The organism is Pseudomonas sp. TSO6 (assembly GCF_056098905.1).
Genome location: NZ_JBLZWV010000043.1, coordinates 1 through 18,978 on the forward strand (window position 1 = coordinate 1; position 18,978 = coordinate 18,978).

Sequence of the window (18,978 nt, forward strand, 5' to 3'; positions counted from 1 at the left end):
GCTCCCACAGGTACTCCACAGGTCTTGAGAGCTTTGGAGTACCTGTGGGAGCTGGCTTGCCGGCGATAGGGCCAGTACAGGCAACCTCAAATCACAAACAAATCCACAAACCTGTGCACTGCCATACTTTCCAGCTGCTGCTGGTCCTTGCACACATCCACAATCTGGGCACACCGCTGACGGGCAAATCGCGTCCCCAGGTTTGCCCTGAACTTGGCCTCCAGCAACGGTATGCCCTCCCCTCGCCGCCGCCGGTGCCCGATCGGGTATTCCACCACCACTTGGTCAGTGCTGCTGCCATCCTTGAAGAACACCTGCAGCGCATTAGCGATCGAGCGCTTGTCGGGCTCCAGGTACTCGCGGCTGAAGCGCAGGTCTTCCACCACTTCCATCTTCTCGCGCAGGCGATCGATGCTCGGGTGGTTGGCATGGAAAACATCTTCATAGTGCTCCGCCACCAAATGGCCGAAGATCAACGGTACCGCCACCATGTACTGCAGGCAGTGATCACGGTCGGCAGCATTGGCCAGCGGGCCGCTCTTGGAAATGATGCGGATCGCTGACTCCTGGGTGGTGATGACGATGCGGTCGATTTCATGCAGACGGTTGCGCACCAGTGGATGCAGGGTCACAGCCGCCTCACAGGCGGTCTGGGCATGAAATTCGGCAGGGAAACTGACCTTGAACAACACGTTTTCCATCACATAGCTGCCCAAGGCCTGAGGCAGACGCAGCTCGTACTGCCCGGCAGGCTTGAGCGCCAAGTCTTTGTTGGTATGACTGAACGATACGTCGTAGAACCCCCACTGCGGCGCCGTGAGCACGCCCGGCACGCCCATCTCGCCACGCAGGGCGATATCGGCCAGGCGCACGCCCCGGCTGGAAGCATCGCCCGCGGCCCAGGACTTGCGAGAACCGGCGTTGGGCGCGTGGCGGTAGGTGCGCAGGGCCTGGCCGTCGACGAAGGCGTGGGACAAGGCCGAGAGCATCTGCTCGCGATTGGCCCCCATCAGCCTGGCACACACGGCGGTTGAGGCCACCTTCACCAGAATCACGTGATCGAGGCCGACGCGGTTGAAGGAGTTTTCCAGTGCCAGCACACCCTGAATCTCATGGGCCATGACCATGGCTTCAAGCACATCGCGCATCAGCAGCGGCGCCTCACCTGCTGCGACGTGCTTCTGCGACAGGTGATCGGCAACGGCCAGGATGCCGCCAAGGTTGTCCGAGGGGTGAGCCCATTCAGCGGCCAGCCAGGTGTCGTTGTAGTCCAGCCAGCGCACCGTGCAGCCGATGTCCCAGGCGGCCTTGACCGGGTCGAGGCGGTAGGCGGTGCCGGGGACGCGGGCGCCATTGGGCACCAGCGTGCCTTCCACCTGAGGGCCGAGGAGTTTTGTGCATTCAGGGAAGCGCAGGGCCAGCAGGCCGCAGCCGAGGGTGTCCATCAGGCAGTTGCGCGCGGTGGCCAGGGCTTCGGCGGAATCGACCCGGTAGCCGAGGGCGTAATCGGCCAGGGTCTGCAACACCCGGTCGTAGTCCGGGCGGTCATTGAGGTCTACGTTGGCGCTCATATCCAGCTCCCTTCAGAATTGCCGGGGCTGCTTTGCAGCCCTTCGCGGGCTCGCCCGCTCCCACAGGTTGACCACAGCATTCAGAACCTGTGGTTACCTGTGGGAGCGGGCAAGCCCGCGAAGGGCCGCAAAGCGGCCCCGACGAACTAAAACCGAGCGCCAGTGGTGCTTTAGAAGCTATCGCCAGGCACGCGAACCCAGCCCTCCATCAGCACGCGAGCACTGCGGCTCATGATTGCCTTGGTCACTGTCCACTCACCCTCCACCCGGCGCGCCTCGGCCCCGACCCGCAAGGTGCCCGAAGGGTGGCCAAAACGCACAGCGCTGCGCTCGCCCCCGCCAGCGGCGAGGTTGACCAGCGTACCCGGAATGGCCGCTGCGGTGCCGATCGCCACCGCCGCCGTACCCATCATGGCATGGTGCAGCTTGCCCATCGACAGGGCCCGTACCAGCAGGTCGATATCGCCTGCCTGCACCGCCTTGCCACTGGACGCAGTGTAGGTGCTCGGCGGCGCAACGAACGCCACTTTTGGTGTGTGCTGACGCCCGGCAGCCTGGTCGACATTGTCGATCAAGCCCATGCGCACGGCGCCATAAGCACGAATGGTCTCGAAACGCAGCAGCGCCTGCGGGTCGCCGTTGATGGCGTCCTGCAGTTCGGTACCGGTGTAGCCGATATCCGCCGCGTTTACGAAGATGGTCGGGATGCCAGCGTTGATCAAGGTGGCCTTGAAGGTGCCGACACCCGGCACCTCCAGGTCATCGACCAGGCTGCCAGTGGGGAACATCGCACCGCCGTCGTCACCGTCGTCGGCCGCCGGGTCGAGGAACTCCAGTTGCACCTCGGCAGCCGGGAATGTCACCCCGTCCAGCTCGAAGTCGCCGGTTTCCTGCACTTCACCTTCAGTGATCGGGACATGGGCGATGATGGTCTTGCCGATATTGGCCTGCCAGATGCGCACCGTGGCGATGCCGTTGCGCGGAATGCGCGCCGGATCGACCAGGCCACTGCTGATAGCGAACGAACCGACCGCAGCAGACAGGTTGCCGCAGTTGCCGCTCCAGTCGACGAACGCCTTGTCGATGCTGACCTGGCCGAACAGGTAGTCGACATCGTGTTCGGGCTTGATGCTTTGCGACAGGATCACGGTCTTGCTGGTGCTCGACGTGGCGCCGCCCATGCCGTCGATCTGTTTGCCATAGGGGTCGGGGCTGCCTATTACCCGCAGCAGGAGTGCGTCACGGGCGGGGCCGGGGATCTGCGCCTGCTCCGGCAGGTCTTGCAGGCGGAAGAACACGCCTTTGCTGGTGCCGCCACGGATGTAGGTGGCGGGGATTTTGATCTGGGGTACATGTGCCATTGTCTTGGGCATCCTGATAGTCCGGTGAAATACCCTGGGGCTGCTATGCAGCCCTTTCGCGACACAAGGCCGCTCCCACAGGTACTGCGCCGCCCGTTGTGGGAGCGGCCTTGTGTCGCGAAAGGGCCGCAGAGCGGCCCCCGTTTCATGCTCAGGCGGTCGCTTCGAGGAAGTCCTGGGCAAAGCGTTGCAGCACCCCGCCCGCTTCGTAGATCGACACTTCCTCGGCGGTGTCCAGGCGGCAGGTCACCGGCACTTCCAGGCGCTCGCCATTGGCGCGGGTAACCACCAACGTCAGGGTCGCCCGTGGCGTACGTGCGCCCAGCACGTCATAGGTCTCGCTGCCGTCCAGGCCAAGGGTCTTGCGGTCGGTGCCTGGCTTGAACTCCAGCGGCAACACGCCCATACCCACCAGGTTGGTGCGGTGAATGCGCTCGAAGCCTTCGGCGACGATGGCCTCGACACCCGCCAGGCGCACGCCCTTGGCCGCCCAGTCGCGGGACGAACCTTGGCCGTAGTCGGCGCCGGCCACGATGATCAGCGGCTGTTTGCGCTGCATGTAGGTCTCGATGGCCTCCCACATGCGGGTGACCTTGCCTTCCGGCTCGATACGCGCCAGCGAGCCCTGCTTCACGCTGCCGTCTTCCTTGCGCACCATTTCGTTGAACAGCTTGGGGTTGGCGAAGGTGGCACGCTGAGCCGTCAGGTGGTCGCCTCGGTGGGTGGCGTAGGAGTTGAAGTCCTCCTCCGGCAAGCCCATTTTCGCCAGGTACTCACCGGCAGCGCTGTCGAGCATGATGGCGTTGGACGGCGACAGGTGGTCGGTGGTGATGTTGTCCGGCAGCACCGCCAGCGGGCGCATGCCGCGCAGGGTTCGCTCACCCGCCAACGCACCTTCCCAATACGGCGGGCGACGGATGTACGTGCTCATCGGGCGCCAGTCATACAGCGGCGCCACCTTCGGCCCGCGGTCTTCCTCGATGGCGAACATCGGGATGTACACCTTGCGGAACTGTTCTGGCTTGACCGCGGCCCGCACCACGGCGTCGATCTCTTCATCGCTCGGCCAGATGTCCTTGAGGCGGATTTCCTTGCCATCGACCACGCCCAGCACATCCTTCTCGATGTCGAAGCGGATGGTACCGGCAATGGCATAGGCCACCACCAGCGGCGGCGAAGCCAGGAAGGCCTGCTTGGCATACGGGTGGATACGCCCGTCGAAGTTGCGGTTGCCCGACAGCACGGCGGTGGCGTACAGGTCGCGGTCGATGATTTCCTGCTGGATCGCCGGGTCCAGGGCGCCAGACATCCCGTTGCAGGTGGTGCAGGCGAAGGCAACGATACCGAAACCGAGTTGCTCCAGCTCTTTCTCCAGCCCGGCTTCTTCCAGGTAAAGCTGCACAGCCTTGGAGCCTGGCGCCAGCGACGACTTGACCCACGGCTTGCGGGCCAGGCCCAGCCTGTTGGCATTGCGTGCAATCAGGCCTGCAGCAATCACGTTGCGCGGGTTGCTGGTATTGGTGCAACTGGTGATGGCGGCAATGATCACCGCGCCGTCCGGCATCTGCCCCGGCACCTCTTCCCAGCTGCCGGCAATGCCTTTGGCTGCCAGGTCGCTGGTAGCCACGCGCGCGTGCGGGTTGGACGGGCCGGCCATGTTGCGCACCACGCTCGACAGGTCGAAGCTCAGGGTGCGCTCGTAGACGGCGCCGCCCAGGCTGTCGGCCCACAGGCCGGTGGCCTTGGCATAGGTTTCCACCAGCTTGACCTGCTGCTCTTCGCGGCCGGTCAGGCGCAGGTAGTCGATGGTCTGCTGGTCGATGGCGAACATAGCGGCGGTGGCGCCGTATTCCGGGGCCATGTTGGAAATGGTGGCGCGGTCACCCAAGGTCAGCGCGCGGGCGCCCTCGCCGTGGAATTCCAGGTAGGCGCCAACGACTTTCTGTTTACGCAGGAATTCGGTCAGGGCCAGCACCAGGTCGGTGGCGGTGATGTTCGGTGCCAGCTTGCCGGTCAGCTCGACGCCGACGATTTCCGGCAGGCGCATCCACGAAGCGCGGCCGAGCATCACGTTTTCGGCTTCCAGGCCGCCAACGCCAATGGCGATCACGCCCAGGGCGTCGACATGCGGGGTGTGGCTGTCGGTACCGACGCAGGTGTCCGGGTAGGCCACGCCGCGGTCGCTATGGATGACAGGCGACATCTTCTCCAGGTTTATCTGGTGCATGATGCCATTGCCCGGCTGGATCACGTCGACGTTCTTGAACGCCTTCTTGGTCCAGTTGATGAAGTGGAAGCGGTCTTCGTTGCGGCGGTCTTCAATGGCGCGGTTCTTTTCGAAGGCCTGTGGGTCGAAGCCACCGCACTCCACTGCCAGCGAGTGGTCGACGATCAGCTGCACCGGCACCACCGGGTTGACGGCGGCCGGGTCGCCACCCTTGTCGGCGATGGCATCACGCAGGCCGGCGAGGTCGACCAGCGCGGTCTGGCCGAGGATGTCGTGGCACACCACGCGGGCCGGGAACCACGGGAAGTCGAGATCGCGCTGGCGTTCGATCAGTTGGCCCAGCGAGGCGTCGAGGGTGGCCGGGTCGCAGCGGCGCACCAGGTTCTCGGCGAGCACGCGGGACGTGTAAGGCAGGCCGTCGTAGGCGCCGGGCTTGATCGCCTCGACCGCCGCACGGGCATCGAAGTAGTCCAGGTCGGTGCCTGGCAGGTGCTTGCGGAATGCTGTGTTCATATCGTTATCAGGCTCGGTCACGGTACGGTCGTGGATAGTTTTCTAATTGCTGTCCTGTGTTGGCTGCTCCGGCCTCATCGCCGGCAAGCCAGCTCCCACAGGTACAGCACAAGTCTCAAAGGCGGTGCTGTCCTGTGTTGGCTGCTCCGGCCTCATCGCCGGCAAGCCAGCTCCCACAGGTACAGCACAAGCCTCGAAGGCGGTGCTGTCCTGTGTTGGCTGCTCCAGCCTCATCGCCGGCAAGCCAGCTCCCACAGGTACAACACAAGCCTCGAAGGCGGTGCTGTCCTGTGTTGGCTGGTCCGACCTCGTCGCCGGCAAGCCAGCTCCCACAGGTACAGCACAAGTCTCAAAGGCGGTGCTGCTCTGTGTTGGCTGCTCCGGCCTCATCGCCGGCAAGCCAGCTCCCACAGGTACAGCACAAGCCTCGAAGGCGGTGCTGTCCTGTGTTGGCTGCTCCGGCCTCATCGCCGGCAAGCCAGCTCCCACAGGTACAGCACAAGCCTCAAAGGCGGTGCAACACCTGTGGGAGCTGGCTTGCCGGCGATGAGGCCGGAACAGGCCACCCCACAGGTTCGGTCTGTCAGCGCTGCTCGATCGGCACGAACTGGCGCTGCTCGACGCCGACATACTCGGCGCTCGGGCGGATGATGCGGTTGTTGGCGCGCTGCTCGAAGACGTGGGCTGCCCAGCCGGTCAGGCGCGAGCAGACGAAGATCGGGGTGAACAGCTTGGTCGGGATGCCCATGAAGTGGTACGCCGAGGCATGGTAGAAGTCAGCGTTGGGGAACAGGCGCTTTTGCTCCCACATGGTCTTGTCGATGGCTTCGGAAACCGGGTACAGCACCTTGTCGCCCACTTCGTCGGCCAGCTGCTTCGACCAGCCCTTGATCACCTCGTTGCGCGGGTCGGACTCTTTGTAGATGGCATGGCCAAAGCCCATGATCTTGTCCTTGCGCTCCAGCATGCGCAGCAGCTCGGCGGTGGCTTCCTGCGGGCTCTGGAAGCGCTCGATCAGCTCCATCGCCGCCTCGTTGGCACCGCCGTGCAGCGGGCCGCGCAGCGAGCCGATGGCAGCGGTGACGCACGAGTACAGGTCGGACAGGGTCGAGGCGCAAACGCGGGCGGTGAACGTGGAGGCGTTGAACTCGTGCTCGGCGTACAGGATCAGCGACACGTTCATGACCTTGACGTGCAGCTCGCTCGGCTTCTTGCCGTGCAGCAGGTGCAGGAAGTGGCCGCCGAGCGTGTCTTCGTCACTGGTGCAATCGATGCGCACGCCATGGTGGGTGAAGCGGTACCAGTAGCACATCACTGCCGGGAACAGCGCCAGCAGGCGGTCGGTCTTGTCGCGCTGGGCTTCGAAGGTGAGCTCGGGCTCCAGTGTACCCAGTACCGAGCAACCGGTGCGCATCACGTCCATCGGGTGGGCGTCACGCGGAATACGCTCCAGCACTTCCTTCAATGCTTGCGGTAGGTCACGCAGGCCTTTGAGCTTGAGCTTGTAGTCGGCCAGCTCGGCCTGGGTTGGCAGCTCGCCGTACAGCAGCAGGTAAGCGACTTCTTCGAACTCGGCACCTGCCGCCAGGTCACGCACGTCGTAACCCCGGTAGGTCAGCCCGGCACCGGCCTGGCCAACGGTCGACAGTGCGGTCTGGCCGGCCACCTGGCCACGCAGGCCTGCGCCACTGAGTACTTTCGCTTCGGCCATGGTGTTTCTCCTTTCTTGAATTTGTTATGGATTTCTTGCTGGCTAATTCGGGGTGTTGCTCAGCCCTTTTTCTGGGCAAACAGCGCGTCGAGGCTCTGCTCGAAGGCGTGGTAACCAATGGCATCGTAGAGCTCCATGCGGGTCTGCATGGTGTCGATCACGTTTTTCTGTGTGCCGTCGCGGCGCAGCGCGGTGTACACGTTCTCGGCGGCCTTGTTCATGGCACGGAACGCCGACAGCGGGTACAACACCAGCGACACGTCGACCGAGGCCAGCTCTTCGGTGGTGTACAACGGCGTGGCGCCGAATTCGGTGATGTTGGCCAGAATTGGTGCCTTTACCCGATCAGCGAATGTCTTGTACATCTGCAGTTCGGTGATGGCTTCCGGGAAGATCATGTCGGCGCCAGCCTCGATGCAGGCCTCGGCGCGATCAAGGGCAGCGTTCAGGCCTTCGACGGCCAAGGCGTCGGTACGCGCCATGATCACGAAGCTGTCGTCGCTACGGGCATCGACAGCGGCCTTGATGCGGTCGACCATTTCCTGCTGGCTGACGATTTCCTTGTTCGGACGGTGGCCACAGCGTTTGGCGCCAACCTGGTCCTCGATATGGATGGCAGCAGCGCCGAACTTGCTCATCGAGCGTACGGTGCGGGCCACATTGAAGGCCGACGCACCGAAGCCAGTGTCGACATCCACCAGCAACGGCACGTCGCACACGTCGGTAATGCGGCGCACATCGGTGAGCACGTCGTCCAGGCCGGTGATGCCCAGGTCCGGCAAGCCCAGCGAGCCTGCGGCCACGCCGCCACCGGACAGATAGATGGCCTTGAAGCCGGCGCGTTTGGCCAGCAGGGCATGGTTGGCGTTGATGGCGCCAACCACCTGCAGGGGATGTTCGGCAGCAACGGCGTCGCGGAAACGCTGACCGGGGGTGCTCTTCACAGTCATTTCTCACCTCGTGGGCTGTTGTTGTGGGCGTCCAGATAGTGACGCTCGATGTTGCGCTTGGACGCGCCGATGTGGCGGCGCATCAGGAGTTCGGCCAGCTCGCCGTCACGGTCGGCGATGGCATCGAGGATTCGGTGGTGTTCGGCAAAGGCCTGGCGTGGCCGATTGGGCGTGGCAGAGAACTGGATGCGGTACATGCGCACCAGTTGGTACAGTTCGCCGCACAGCATCTTGACCAGGGTCTGGTTGCCGCTGCCCTGGATGATCCGGTAATGGAAGTCGTAGTCGCCTTCCTGCTGGTAGTAACCCACACCAGCCTGGAATGCGGCATCGCGCTCATGGGTATCAAGCACACGGCGCAGTTCGTCGATGTCGCCCTGACTCATGCGTTCGGCTGCCAGACGGCAGGCCATGCCTTCCAGCGACTCGCGGATTTCGTACAGTTCGATCAGTTCGGCGTGGTTCAGCGACACCACGCGCGCGCCCACATGCGGTACGCGCACCAGCAGGCGCTGGCCTTCCAGGCGGTGGATGGCCTCGCGCAATGGCCCACGGCTGATGCCGTAGGTGCGCGCCAGCTCCGGCTCGGAAATCTTGCTGCCGGGGGCAATTTCGCCCTTGACGATGGCCGCCTGAATACGCCGGAAGACGTTTTCAGACAAGGTTTCCGTTTCGTCTGTCAGCACCGGGCTGGCGGTGGAAAGGTCCTGCATATTGTCGACACCTTGAAAATCTCTTTGCCAGAAATTAACCAAAACAGGCTCTACAGTCAAAGACAAAATGAACATTGTCGACAATTGTCTAATAACGAACTAACCCCCGCCCGGTGCTGTCAGATCGCGCACCGCTGGCGTCAAGACGTCGGCGTGATAGAATGCCGCGCCTCCGATGGGGTATGGATAGCCTGTCTGTCATACATTCATGCTTGTTGACAGATAAAAGAGGAAGCTTGCGCAGTAGTTGCCAGTCGCCTTGACCAGAACCTTGCCTAGAACCTTGCACTGCACCGCGCCAGGATTATGAGACTTACACCCGTTTTATTGCTGCTATGCCTCACCCTGCTGCCGGCCCTTGGTCAGGCTGCGGGCAAGACCGTCTATGGTCTCAACGAATATGCACGGCTGGGCGACCTGGACCTGGAAGTGGCCGCCAAGCTCGACACCGGCGCCAAGACCGCCTCGCTCAGCGCCCGCGATATCAAGCGGTTCAAGCGCAACGGCGAAAGCTGGGTGCGCTTCTACCTGGCCATCGATGCTGCCCACTCGCACCCGATCGAGCGCCCGCTGGCACGCGTAAGCAAGATCAAGCGCCGGGCCGGCGACTATGATGCCGAATCGGGCAAGGCCTACACGGCACGCCCGGTCATCGAACTTGAAATCTGCATGGGCCAGGCCATGCGCACCATCGAAGTCAACCTCACCGACCGCAGCGCCTTCCAGTTCCCGCTGCTGATCGGCTCGGAGGCACTCAAGCACTTCGACGCGCTGGTCGACCCAAGCCTTAAATATGCGGCCGGCAAACCTGCCTGTGCCACCGACGCTCACAAAGCAGAGTAATTCCGATGCGCTCTCTTACCCTCCATCTGAAAGTCCTGATCACCGTACTGGTGCTACTGGGTGTGGCGGTCACGGCTTACCAGATCTTCTTCCTCGGCATCCCGGTGACCGAGGATGAAACCGACGACCTGTGGAACATCGACGCCAAGGTCGAGTTCGTGGCCAGCACCAAGGACCCGGTCAAGGTGCAGATGTTCGTGCCACCGCTGAACCGCGACTATGTCAGCCTCAACGAGAGCTTCATCTCCAACAACTACGGGGTGAGCGTCAACCGTGCCGACGGTAACCGCAAGGTCACCTGGTCGGCCCGCCGCGCCAGCGGCAACCAGACCCTCTACTACCGCCTGGTGCTGACCAAGCGCTACAGCAACGAGAAGACCACGGTCAAAGGCCCGACCTTCCGTGACAGCCTGGCTATCGACGGCCCCGAGAAGATCGCTGCCGAAGCCCTGATGGCGCCGATTCGCCAGCACTCTGCCGACGTCGAGACCTTCGTCAGCGAGACCATCAAGCGGGTCAACAACCTCAACGACGACAACGTCAAGCTGCTGCTGGCCGGCGACACCTCGCCGATGAAGAAAGCCCAGATCATCGACCTGCTGCTGTCGATCGCCCACGTACCGATGGAAAAGGTGCACACCATCCGCCTGGTGGCCGACACCCCGCAAACCCCGGAACTGTGGTTGCGCAGCTTCAACGGTAACGACTGGCTGTACTTCAACCCCGACACCGGCGAGCAAGGCCTGCCCAGCGACCGCCTGCTGTGGTGGACCGGTGACGACAACCTGATCACCGTCGATGGCGGCAAGAAGGCCAACGTCACCTTCAGCATGAACAACAGCGAGATGAACGCCATCCGCCTGGCCAAGCTGACCGACGAGAACACCGACGCCGACTTCCTCGAGTACTCGCTGTACAGCCTGCCGCTGCAGACCCAGCAAACCTTCATGATCATGGTCATGATCCCTATCGGCGTGCTGGTGATCCTGGTGCTGCGCAACCTGATCGGCCTGCAGACCTTGGGTACCTTCACCCCCGTGCTGATCGCCCTGGCCTTCCGCGAGACCCAACTGGGCTTTGGCATCGTGCTGTTCACGGTGATTACCGCGCTTGGCCTGTCGTTACGCTCATACCTGGAACACCTCAAGCTGCAAATGCTGCCACGCCTGTCGGTGGTGCTGACCTTCGTCGTGGTGCTGATCGCCGCCATCAGCCTGTTCAGCCACAAGCTGGGCCTTGAGCGCGGGCTGTCGGTGGCATTGTTCCCGATGGTAATCCTGACCATGACCATCGAGCGCCTGTCGATCACCTGGGAAGAACGTGGCGGTGGCCATGCCATGAAAGTGGCCATCGGCACCCTGTTTGCAGCCTCTTTGGCGCACCTGCTGATGATGGTGCCGGAGCTGGTGTACTTCGTGTTCACGTTCCCGGCCGTACTGCTGATCCTGGTGGGCTTCATGCTGGCGATGGGCCGCTACCGTGGCTACCGCCTGACCGAACTCGTGCGCTTCAAGGCATTCCTGAAGAAGGCTGACGCCTGATGTTTGGCCTGATCAAGACGTGGAAAGCCCTGGAGGCCCGGGGCATCATGGGTATCAACCGGCGCAACGCGGACTACGTGTTGAAGTACAACAAGCGCAGCTTGTACCCGATCGTCGACGACAAGATCATCACCAAGGAGCGCGCCCTGGCGGCCGGTATCCATGTGCCGGAAATGTACGGCATCATCGAAACCGAGAAAGAAATCGACAAGCTCGACCAGATCATTGGCGGGCGCAGCGATTTCGTCATCAAGCCGGCGCAAGGCGCCGGCGGTGACGGCATCCTGGTGATCGCCGACCGCTTCGAGGACCGCTACCGCACGGTGTCGGGCAAGATCATCAGCCATGAGGAAATCGAACACCAGATTTCGAGCATCCTCACCGGCCTGTACTCGCTGGGCGGCCACCGCGACCGCGCGCTGATCGAGTACCGGGTTACCCCCGACCAGATCTTCAAAAGCATCAGCTACGAAGGGGTGCCGGACATCCGCATCATCGTGCTGATGGGGTACCCGGTAATGGCCATGCTGCGCCTGCCGACCCGCCAGTCCGGCGGCAAGGCCAACCTGCACCAGGGCGCCATCGGCGTGGGCGTTGACCTGGCCACCGGCGTGACCCTGCGCGGTACCTGGCTGAACAACATCATCAGCAAGCACCCGGACACCACCAATGCGGTGGATGGCGTACAGCTGCCGAACTGGGACGGCTTCATGAAGCTGGCCGCCGGCTGCTATGAACTGTGCGGGCTGGGCTACATCGGCGTGGACATGGTGCTGGACCAGGAAAAAGGCCCGCTGATCCTGGAGCTCAACGCCCGCCCGGGCCTTAACATCCAGATTGCCAACGACTGCGGCCTGACCCAGCGCACCCACGCCATTGAGGCGCATATCGAAGCGCTGGCCAAGGATGGCATTACCGAGGATGCCGAACAGCGGGTTCGGGTAGCACAGGGTTTGTTCGGGCACGTGCCTAACCGCTGAATTGCCGGGGCTGCCTTGCAGCCCATTCGCAGCACAAGGCTGCTCCTACAGGTACTGTGCAGGCTTGCAGGGCTGCGTTTCACCTGTAGGAGCAGCCTTGTGCTGCGAATGGGCCAAACACACTGTTGAATGTCGCGCCCAGTGCTAGGCGCTTTTCCTACACAGGTCTACAATCGCCCTCCTCGCTTTTACATCGCCGTCCACACTGATGCCGACCTGTACGCTTTATCCCCTGCCCTACCAGCCTGACCCAGCCGCCTATTTCGCCCGCCTGCGCCAGGCCCCCGGCGCGATCCTGCTCGACAGCGCCCGCCCCGGCGCCGAACGCGGCCGCTTCGACCTGCTCAGCGCCTGGCCGCTGCAACAGCTGCAAGCGCACCCCGATGAACAAGGCAGCACCTTCCTCCAGCGCCTGCGCGCCGGCCTGGCCAACCTGGGCCATGCGCAACTGCCCGAAGGCAGCGAGCTACCCTTCGCCGGCGGCCTGATCGGCTACCTGAGCTACGACTTCGGTCGCCGCTTGGAACACCTGCCAAGCCTGGCCGTGGATGACCTCGGCCTGCCCGACGCACAACTGGGTTTGTATGCCTGGGCACTGGTCAGCGACCACCTGCACGGCACCAGCCAGCTGGTGTTCCACCCAAGCCTGGCCGACAGTGAACGCGAACGCCTGATCACGCTTTTCGAAGGCGACTGCAGCACTGCAAGCGGCAACTTCCAGCTGCTCGCGCCGATGGCCGGTGACCTGCAGCCCGAACAGTATCGGGCCGCCTTCGACCAGGTACAGCGCTACATCCAGGCCGGCGACTGCTACCAGATCAACCTTACCCAACGCTTTCGCGCGCCCTGCCAGGGCGATCCCTGGCGCGCCTATCAAGCCCTGCGCCAAGCTTGCCCGACGCCGTTTTCCGGCTACCAGCAACTGGCCGATGGCAGTGCCTTGCTCAGTTTCTCCCCGGAGCGCTTCATCCGCGTCAGCCAGGGGCAGGTGGAAACCCGGCCTATCAAGGGCACTCGCCCGCGCGCCAGCGACCCGATTGAGGACAAGCGCAATGCCGAGGAGCTACTGCACAGCCCCAAGGACCGCTCGGAAAACCTGATGATCGTCGACCTGCTGCGCAACGACCTGGGGCGTACCTGCAAGATCGGTTCGGTGAAGGTACCGGAGCTGTTCAGCCTGGAGAGCTATCCCAACGTCCACCACCTGGTCAGCAGCATCACCGGCCAGCTGGCCAGCGACAAGGATGCCCTGGACCTCATCGGCGACAGCTTCCCCGGTGGCTCGATCACCGGGGCGCCGAAGATTCGCGCCATGCAGATCATCGACGAGCTGGAGCCGGCACGCCGGGCACTTTACTGCGGCTCGCTGCTGTATGTGGATGTGCGCGGCGAGATGGACAGCTCGATTGCCATTCGCAGCCTGCTGGTCAAGGACGGCCAGGTCAGTTGCTGGGGCGGCGGTGCGGTGGTGGCCGACTCCGAATGGCAGGCCGAATATGAAGAGTCGATCGCCAAAGTGCGGGTGTTGATGCAGACCTTGCAGGGCTTGTGAGTCCGTCTAGCCCGCGTTTTTTTGTTACCATCACCTTACTACGAGCGCACAGCGCCACAGCCAAGATGGAAACCGCCTGATGAGCCAACCCTTCGACGTCGCCGCCCTGGCCGCGACCTACGCCAACAAGTCCCCGCAGGACATTCTCAAGCTCGCCTTCGAGCATTTTGGTGATGACTTGTGGATCTCTTTCAGCGGCGCCGAGGACGTGGTGCTGGTCGACATGGCCTGGAAGCTGAACAAGCAGGTCAAGGTGTTCAGCCTCGACACCGGCCGCCTGCACCCGGAGACCTACCGGTTCATCGACCAGGTGCGCGAGCAGTACAACCTGCCGATTGAACTGCTCAGCCCCGACCGTGCCAAACTCGACCCGTTCGTCAAGGAAAAGGGCCTGTTCAGCTTCTACAAGGACGGCCACGGCGAGTGCTGCGGTATTCGCAAGATCGAGCCGCTGCGCCGCAAGCTGGCCACCGTGAGCGCCTGGGCCACCGGCCAGCGCCGCGACCAGAGCCCGGGCACCCGCAGCCAGGTGGCGGCACTGGAAATCGACAGCGCCTTCTCTACCCCCGAGCGCACCCTGTACAAGTTCAACCCGCTGGCGCAGATGAGCAGTGAGGAAGTGTGGGGTTATATCCGCATGCTTGAGCTGCCCTACAACAGCTTGCATGAGCGTGGCTTCATCAGCATCGGCTGCGAGCCGTGCACCCGCCCGGTACTACCAAACCAGCATGAGCGTGAAGGGCGTTGGTGGTGGGAAGAGTCGACGCAGAAGGAATGCGGGTTGCACGCAGGCAACCTGATCAGCAAGGCTTGAGATAGCCGGGGCTGCGTTGCAGCCCTATCGCGACACAAGGCCGCTCCTACAGGAAATCGCATGCCCCTGTAGGAGCGGCCTTGTGCCGCGAAAGGGCCGCAAAGCGGCCCCGCACAATTGCGGATCAGTGCACCGGCAGTTCAACGCCAGCGAACAGCTCTTCAAGCTCTTGCTTGTTATGGCACTGAATGGCCTTGGCCATCACTTCGCGGGTCAGGTGCGGGGCGAACTTCTCGATGAAGTCGCACATGAAGCCGCGCAGGAAGGTGCCACGACGGAAGCCGATCTTGGTAATGCTGGCTTCGAACAGCTCGCTGGCATCCAGGGCCACCAGGTCATTGTCGAGTTTGGCGTCCACGGCCATACCCGCGACGATACCTACGCCCAGCCCCAGGCGCACATAGGTCTTGATCACGTCGGCGTCTGCTGCGGTGAACACCACTTTTGGCGTAAGGCCACGGTGGTTGAAGGCTTCGTCCAGCTTCGAGCGCCCGGTAAAACCGAACACATAGGTAACGATCGGGTATTCGGCAACCGCTTCAAGGGTCAGTTTCGGCAGCTTGGCCAGCGGGTGACCTTGCGGCACCACCACGCAGCGGTTCCACTTGTAGCACGGCATCATGATCAGGTCGCCGAACAGCTCCAGCGCCTCGGTGGCGATGGCAAAGTCGACCGTACCGTCCGCAGCCATCTCGGCAATCTGCATGGGCGAACCCTGGTGCATGTGCAGGGACACTTCCGGGTACTGCTTGATGAAGCTGCTGATCACCGGCGGCAAGGCATAGCGCGCCTGGGTGTGGGTGGTGGCAATGGACAGCGTACCCTTCTTCTCGTTGGAGAACTCCTGGGCAATCTGCTTGATGCTTTCGACCTTGCGCAGGATTTCGCCGGCGGTATTGATGATGCGCTCACCGGCCGGGGTTACACGGGTCAGGTGCTTGCCGCTGCGAGCAAAGACTTCAACACCCAGTTCATCTTCGAGCAGGCGGATCTGCTTGCTGATACCTGGCTGGGAGGTATACAGGCTCTGCGCCGTCGCGGAGACGTTGAGGTCATGGTGCGCCACTTCCCAGATGTAGCGCAGTTGTTGAAGCTTCATAGGTTTCCCTCGGTTCAGCGATGAGTCCGCGGCAGCAGGCAGCGACGATATATAACTATATTAGTGGTTCTGGAAATAAATCTAGAACTATTTTGTTACGTACCCTCGGAAAAAGCAGACGCTTCACTTCATGTTTTCCTACGCCCCAGATGCTGCGCCAAAGGCACCATGTACACCGGCACCGGCGACAGTTGCAGCAGTCGCACTGCCGTGCGCCCCAAGGGCACATCCACGCCGGCGCCGGCGCTGTGGCTGCCGAAAATCAACAGGTCGACGCTAAGCCGCTGCGCCTGGTCAAGGATCACCTGCGCCGGATCGCCCTGGCGTACCCGCACCGCCTTGATCACCGCAAGGTCGGCCTCCTCGCCCAGCTCATCGCGGAAGTTTTCCAGCACGCGCTGCTCGATGTTGGCCATCACCGCGTTCACCCCCTGGCTATGCAACTGGTCGAGCGTCTGCTCATCGAGGTAGCTTTGCAGGAGGGATTCGGCGAACTGGCCCATTGGCTCCACGGCGTGAATGACATACAACTCGGCATTGAACGTGCGCGCCAAGGCCAGCGCGTGCTGCATCACAAAAGGGGCGTAGACACCGAGGTCGGTGGCGTACAGCATGGAGCGGATCATTCGACCTCCTCGACTGCCGCAACGGCAGAGCAAGCTTCAGCTTAGCAGCGCGCCGAACGCACGCTTTGCCGTCCGGCGCGCTGCCTGCGCGGCCTGCAGGGCCGGGCAAAAGAAGCAACGCCGAGGTCAAAGCCGCCGTCAGCAGGGCCGATCACTGGTGTCGAGGAAACTTAGTGCCTGGTACAGGGTTTCCATGCGCGGCAAGCTGCAGCCTGCCGCACGCGCACGCGCCAGCGGCTCTGCATAGATAGCCTGCAGCTCCAACGGGCGCATGAGAGCATAGTCGTGAAACATGCTTGGCCAATAGTCAGGCATGCGCTCGGTCATCTGGAACAAGTGCTCGGCATACCCCACGGGCAACACATGCCCACAGGCGGCAGCGCCTTGCACCACCTCGGCCATCAGGGCCTGGATCAGTTCACGGCCATGGCTGCTTGCCATCAGCCCGGCGGTGCCTTCGCCCAGCAATACCGACAGACCGTTGTACGGCACGTTCCATACCAGCTTCTGCCAGCGCGCCAGCTCCAGGTTCGGCATGGCCTGCGAATCGATGCCCGCCGCCTGGAACAACCCTGCACCCTCACTGAGCACGGCCGCACCACCATCACTGGCCGGCCCACTGTGATAGCCCAGGTTGACCGCCCCCAGGGCCTGGTGACGAATCACACCCGGCGCGTGGCGGTTGACGCAGATGAAACACAGGCCTCCGAGCAAATGCATGTCGCGGCGCAAGGCCGGACGCAACTGCTCCTCCACACCCAGACCATTTTGCAGCAGTACCACCTTGGCGCCGGGTGCAGCGGCCTGCACGATCAGTGGCGCCAGCTGGTCATTGCTGGTGGACTTGGCACCGACCAGCAACCAGTCGCAAGGCGGCATGTCGGCGGCATAGGCATAGGCCTGCACCTTCATCTGCAGCGTACCGTGTACCGCGCTGTCCACCGCCAACCCCTGCTCGCGTACGACCTGGTACTCGCTGCGCAGCAGAAAATGCACGTCGAAACCGGCCCGTGCCAGCATCAACCCATAGAAGCCTCCAATAGCTCCGCTGCCAATGATGCCGATGCGTGGTGTGCGCGGCTGCATGCCGATCTCCAGGTCAATGTCAGCTTTCTTTTTACACAGCTTGGACCCTGCCAGCTAGCCCATGCACGCCAAAGCGCCACAACAGCAGGGAAAACAGCATGCTGACGGGACTTCAGCCCATTGTCGCGCCACCCGTAACGCGCTAAGGTTCGGCTCCCCGCTGCGATTATTCTTGCTGCTGGGCCGCACGGGGACAGTTGGCGGCCGGCACCCGTGACCTGACGAGTAACACGATGGCTGATTTACCGATCGATGACTTGAACGTTGCCTCCAACGAGACCCTGATCACCCCCGATCAGCTCAAGAAGGAAATCCCCCTCAGCGCCAAGGCCCTGCAGACCGTGACTGCCGGCCGTGAAGTGGTGCGCAATATTCTCGACGGCAAGGACCATCGCCTGTTCGTCGTGGTCGGCCCTTGCTCCATCCACGACATCAAGGCCGCCCACGAATACGCCGAGCGCCTGAAGGTGCTGGCCGCAGAAGTGTCCGATACGCTGTACCTGGTCATGCGTGTGTACTTCGAAAAGCCACGCACCACCGTCGGCTGGAAAGGCCTGATCAACGACCCGTACCTGGATGACTCGTTCAAGATCCAGGATGGCCTGCACATTGGCCGCCAGCTGCTGCTGGACCTGGCCGAAATGGGCCTGCCGACCGCTACCGAAGCGCTTGACCCGATTTCCCCGCAATACCTGCAGGACCTGATCAGCTGGTCGGCCATCGGCGCTCGCACCACCGAATCGCAGACCCACCGCGAAATGGCCTCGGGCCTGTCTTCGGCGGTCGGCTTCAAGAACGGCACCGACGGCGGCCTGACCGTTGCCATCAACGCCCTGCAGTCGGTGTCCAAGCCACACCGCTTCCTCGGTATCAACCAGGAAGGTGGTGTGTCCATCGTCACCACCAAGGGCAACCCGTACGGCCACGTGGTACTGCGCGGCGGCAACGGCAAGCCGAACTACGACTCGGTCAGCGTCGCCCTGTGCGAGCAGGACCTGGCCAAAGCCAAGATCAAGGCCAACATCATGGTCGATTGCAGCCACGCCAACTCCAACAAGGACCCGGCCCTGCAACCGCTGGTCATGGAGAACGTTGCCAACCAGATCCTCGAAGGCAACCAGTCTATCATTGGCCTGATGGTGGAAAGCCACCTGAACTGGGGCTGCCAGTCGATTCCGAAAGACCTGAACGAATTGCAGTACGGCGTCTCGGTCACCGACTCGTGCATCGACTGGGCCGCGACCGAGAAAACCTTGCGCAGCATGCATGCCAAGCTCAAGGATGTGCTGCCGCAGCGCAAGCGCGGCTGATTGATATAAAAAAGCGGGGCCGCTTCGCGTCCCATTCGCGGCACAAGGCCGCTCCTACAGGAGATCGCATATCCCTGAAGG

General features: G+C 62.8%; 15 protein-coding genes. 6 read left to right on the forward strand and 9 right to left on the reverse strand.

Going from position 1 to position 18,978, the window contains the following annotated elements; all coding sequences use genetic code 11:
* Nucleotides 1-86 precede the first annotated feature (86 nt).
* From prpD to ACN6NG_RS19480, 6 genes are all read right to left on the reverse strand, one after another.
* A complete protein-coding gene (gene prpD, locus ACN6NG_RS19455) occupies nt 87-1,571 on the reverse strand; it encodes a 2-methylcitrate dehydratase (protein WP_063427248.1) in 1,485 nt (494 codons plus the stop codon).
* A gap of 170 nt (nt 1,572-1,741) precedes the next feature.
* On the reverse strand, nt 1,742-2,932 hold the full coding sequence (gene prpF, locus ACN6NG_RS19460) for a 2-methylaconitate cis-trans isomerase PrpF (RefSeq protein ID WP_063427250.1): 1,191 nt from the start codon (nt 2,930-2,932) through the stop codon (nt 1,742-1,744).
* Nucleotides 2,933-3,083: 151 nt separating this feature from the next.
* A complete protein-coding gene (acnD, locus tag ACN6NG_RS19465; RefSeq protein WP_063427252.1) occupies nt 3,084-5,672 on the reverse strand; it encodes a Fe/S-dependent 2-methylisocitrate dehydratase AcnD in 2,589 nt (862 codons plus the stop codon).
* 583 nt (nt 5,673-6,255) lie between these two features.
* Entirely contained in the window at nt 6,256-7,383 is a 1,128-nt protein-coding gene (gene prpC / locus ACN6NG_RS19470) for a bifunctional 2-methylcitrate synthase/citrate synthase (RefSeq protein WP_016500532.1), read from the reverse strand.
* Between the two features lie 59 nt (nt 7,384-7,442).
* Complete coding sequence (gene prpB, locus ACN6NG_RS19475) at nt 7,443-8,333, reverse strand: methylisocitrate lyase (protein WP_016485912.1); 891 nt, start codon at nt 8,331-8,333, stop codon at nt 7,443-7,445.
* Nucleotides 8,330-9,046, reverse strand: a complete 717-nt coding sequence (locus tag ACN6NG_RS19480; protein ID WP_016500533.1) for a GntR family transcriptional regulator — start codon at nt 9,044-9,046, stop codon at nt 8,330-8,332. The genes prpB and ACN6NG_RS19480 overlap by 4 nt, the downstream gene beginning before the upstream one ends.
* A gap of 306 nt (nt 9,047-9,352) precedes the next feature.
* Between ACN6NG_RS19480 and rloA the strand changes: the two genes are divergently transcribed.
* The 5 genes from rloA (at nt 9,353) to ACN6NG_RS19505 (ending at nt 14,776) form a co-directional block, all read left to right on the forward strand.
* A complete protein-coding gene (rloA, locus tag ACN6NG_RS19485) occupies nt 9,353-9,889 on the forward strand; it encodes a retropepsin-like aspartic peptidase RloA (RefSeq protein WP_016500534.1) in 537 nt (178 codons plus the stop codon).
* A gap of 5 nt (nt 9,890-9,894) precedes the next feature.
* Complete coding sequence (rloB, locus tag ACN6NG_RS19490) at nt 9,895-11,430, forward strand: osmotic stress tolerance membrane protein RloB (protein WP_063423886.1); 1,536 nt, start codon at nt 9,895-9,897, stop codon at nt 11,428-11,430.
* Nucleotides 11,430-12,410 carry an alpha-L-glutamate ligase-like protein gene (locus ACN6NG_RS19495; protein ID WP_016500536.1) on the forward strand — a complete coding sequence of 327 codons (981 nt, stop codon included), beginning with the start codon at nt 11,430-11,432 and terminating at the stop codon, nt 12,408-12,410. The genes rloB and ACN6NG_RS19495 overlap by 1 nt, the downstream gene beginning before the upstream one ends.
* Nucleotides 12,411-12,618: 208 nt before the next feature.
* Complete coding sequence (gene pabB, locus ACN6NG_RS19500) at nt 12,619-13,962, forward strand: aminodeoxychorismate synthase component I (protein WP_474315582.1); 1,344 nt, start codon at nt 12,619-12,621, stop codon at nt 13,960-13,962.
* A 79-nt stretch (nt 13,963-14,041) separates the two neighbouring features.
* Nucleotides 14,042-14,776: a phosphoadenylyl-sulfate reductase gene (locus ACN6NG_RS19505; RefSeq protein WP_016500538.1), complete on the forward strand. Its 735-nt coding sequence runs from the start codon at nt 14,042-14,044 to the stop codon at nt 14,774-14,776.
* Between the two features lie 124 nt (nt 14,777-14,900).
* On the opposite strand, the gene cysB is transcribed toward ACN6NG_RS19505, so the two are convergent.
* From cysB to ACN6NG_RS19520, 3 genes are all read right to left on the reverse strand, one after another.
* Nucleotides 14,901-15,875 carry an HTH-type transcriptional regulator CysB gene (gene cysB / locus ACN6NG_RS19510; protein WP_016485905.1) on the reverse strand — a complete coding sequence of 325 codons (975 nt, stop codon included), beginning with the start codon at nt 15,873-15,875 and terminating at the stop codon, nt 14,901-14,903.
* Between the two features lie 128 nt (nt 15,876-16,003).
* On the reverse strand, nt 16,004-16,501 hold the full coding sequence (locus tag ACN6NG_RS19515) for a universal stress protein (protein ID WP_016500539.1): 498 nt from the start codon (nt 16,499-16,501) through the stop codon (nt 16,004-16,006).
* A gap of 138 nt (nt 16,502-16,639) precedes the next feature.
* On the reverse strand, nt 16,640-17,587 hold the full coding sequence (locus ACN6NG_RS19520; protein ID WP_474315586.1) for a putative 2-dehydropantoate 2-reductase: 948 nt from the start codon (nt 17,585-17,587) through the stop codon (nt 16,640-16,642).
* 233 nt (nt 17,588-17,820) lie between these two features.
* On the opposite strand from ACN6NG_RS19520, the gene ACN6NG_RS19525 reads away from it, so the two are divergent.
* The gene (locus ACN6NG_RS19525; protein ID WP_016500541.1) at nt 17,821-18,897 is read left to right on the forward strand and encodes a 3-deoxy-7-phosphoheptulonate synthase; all 1,077 of its coding nucleotides are present in this window, start codon (nt 17,821-17,823) and stop codon (nt 18,895-18,897) included.
* Nucleotides 18,898-18,978: the final 81 nt, after the last annotated feature.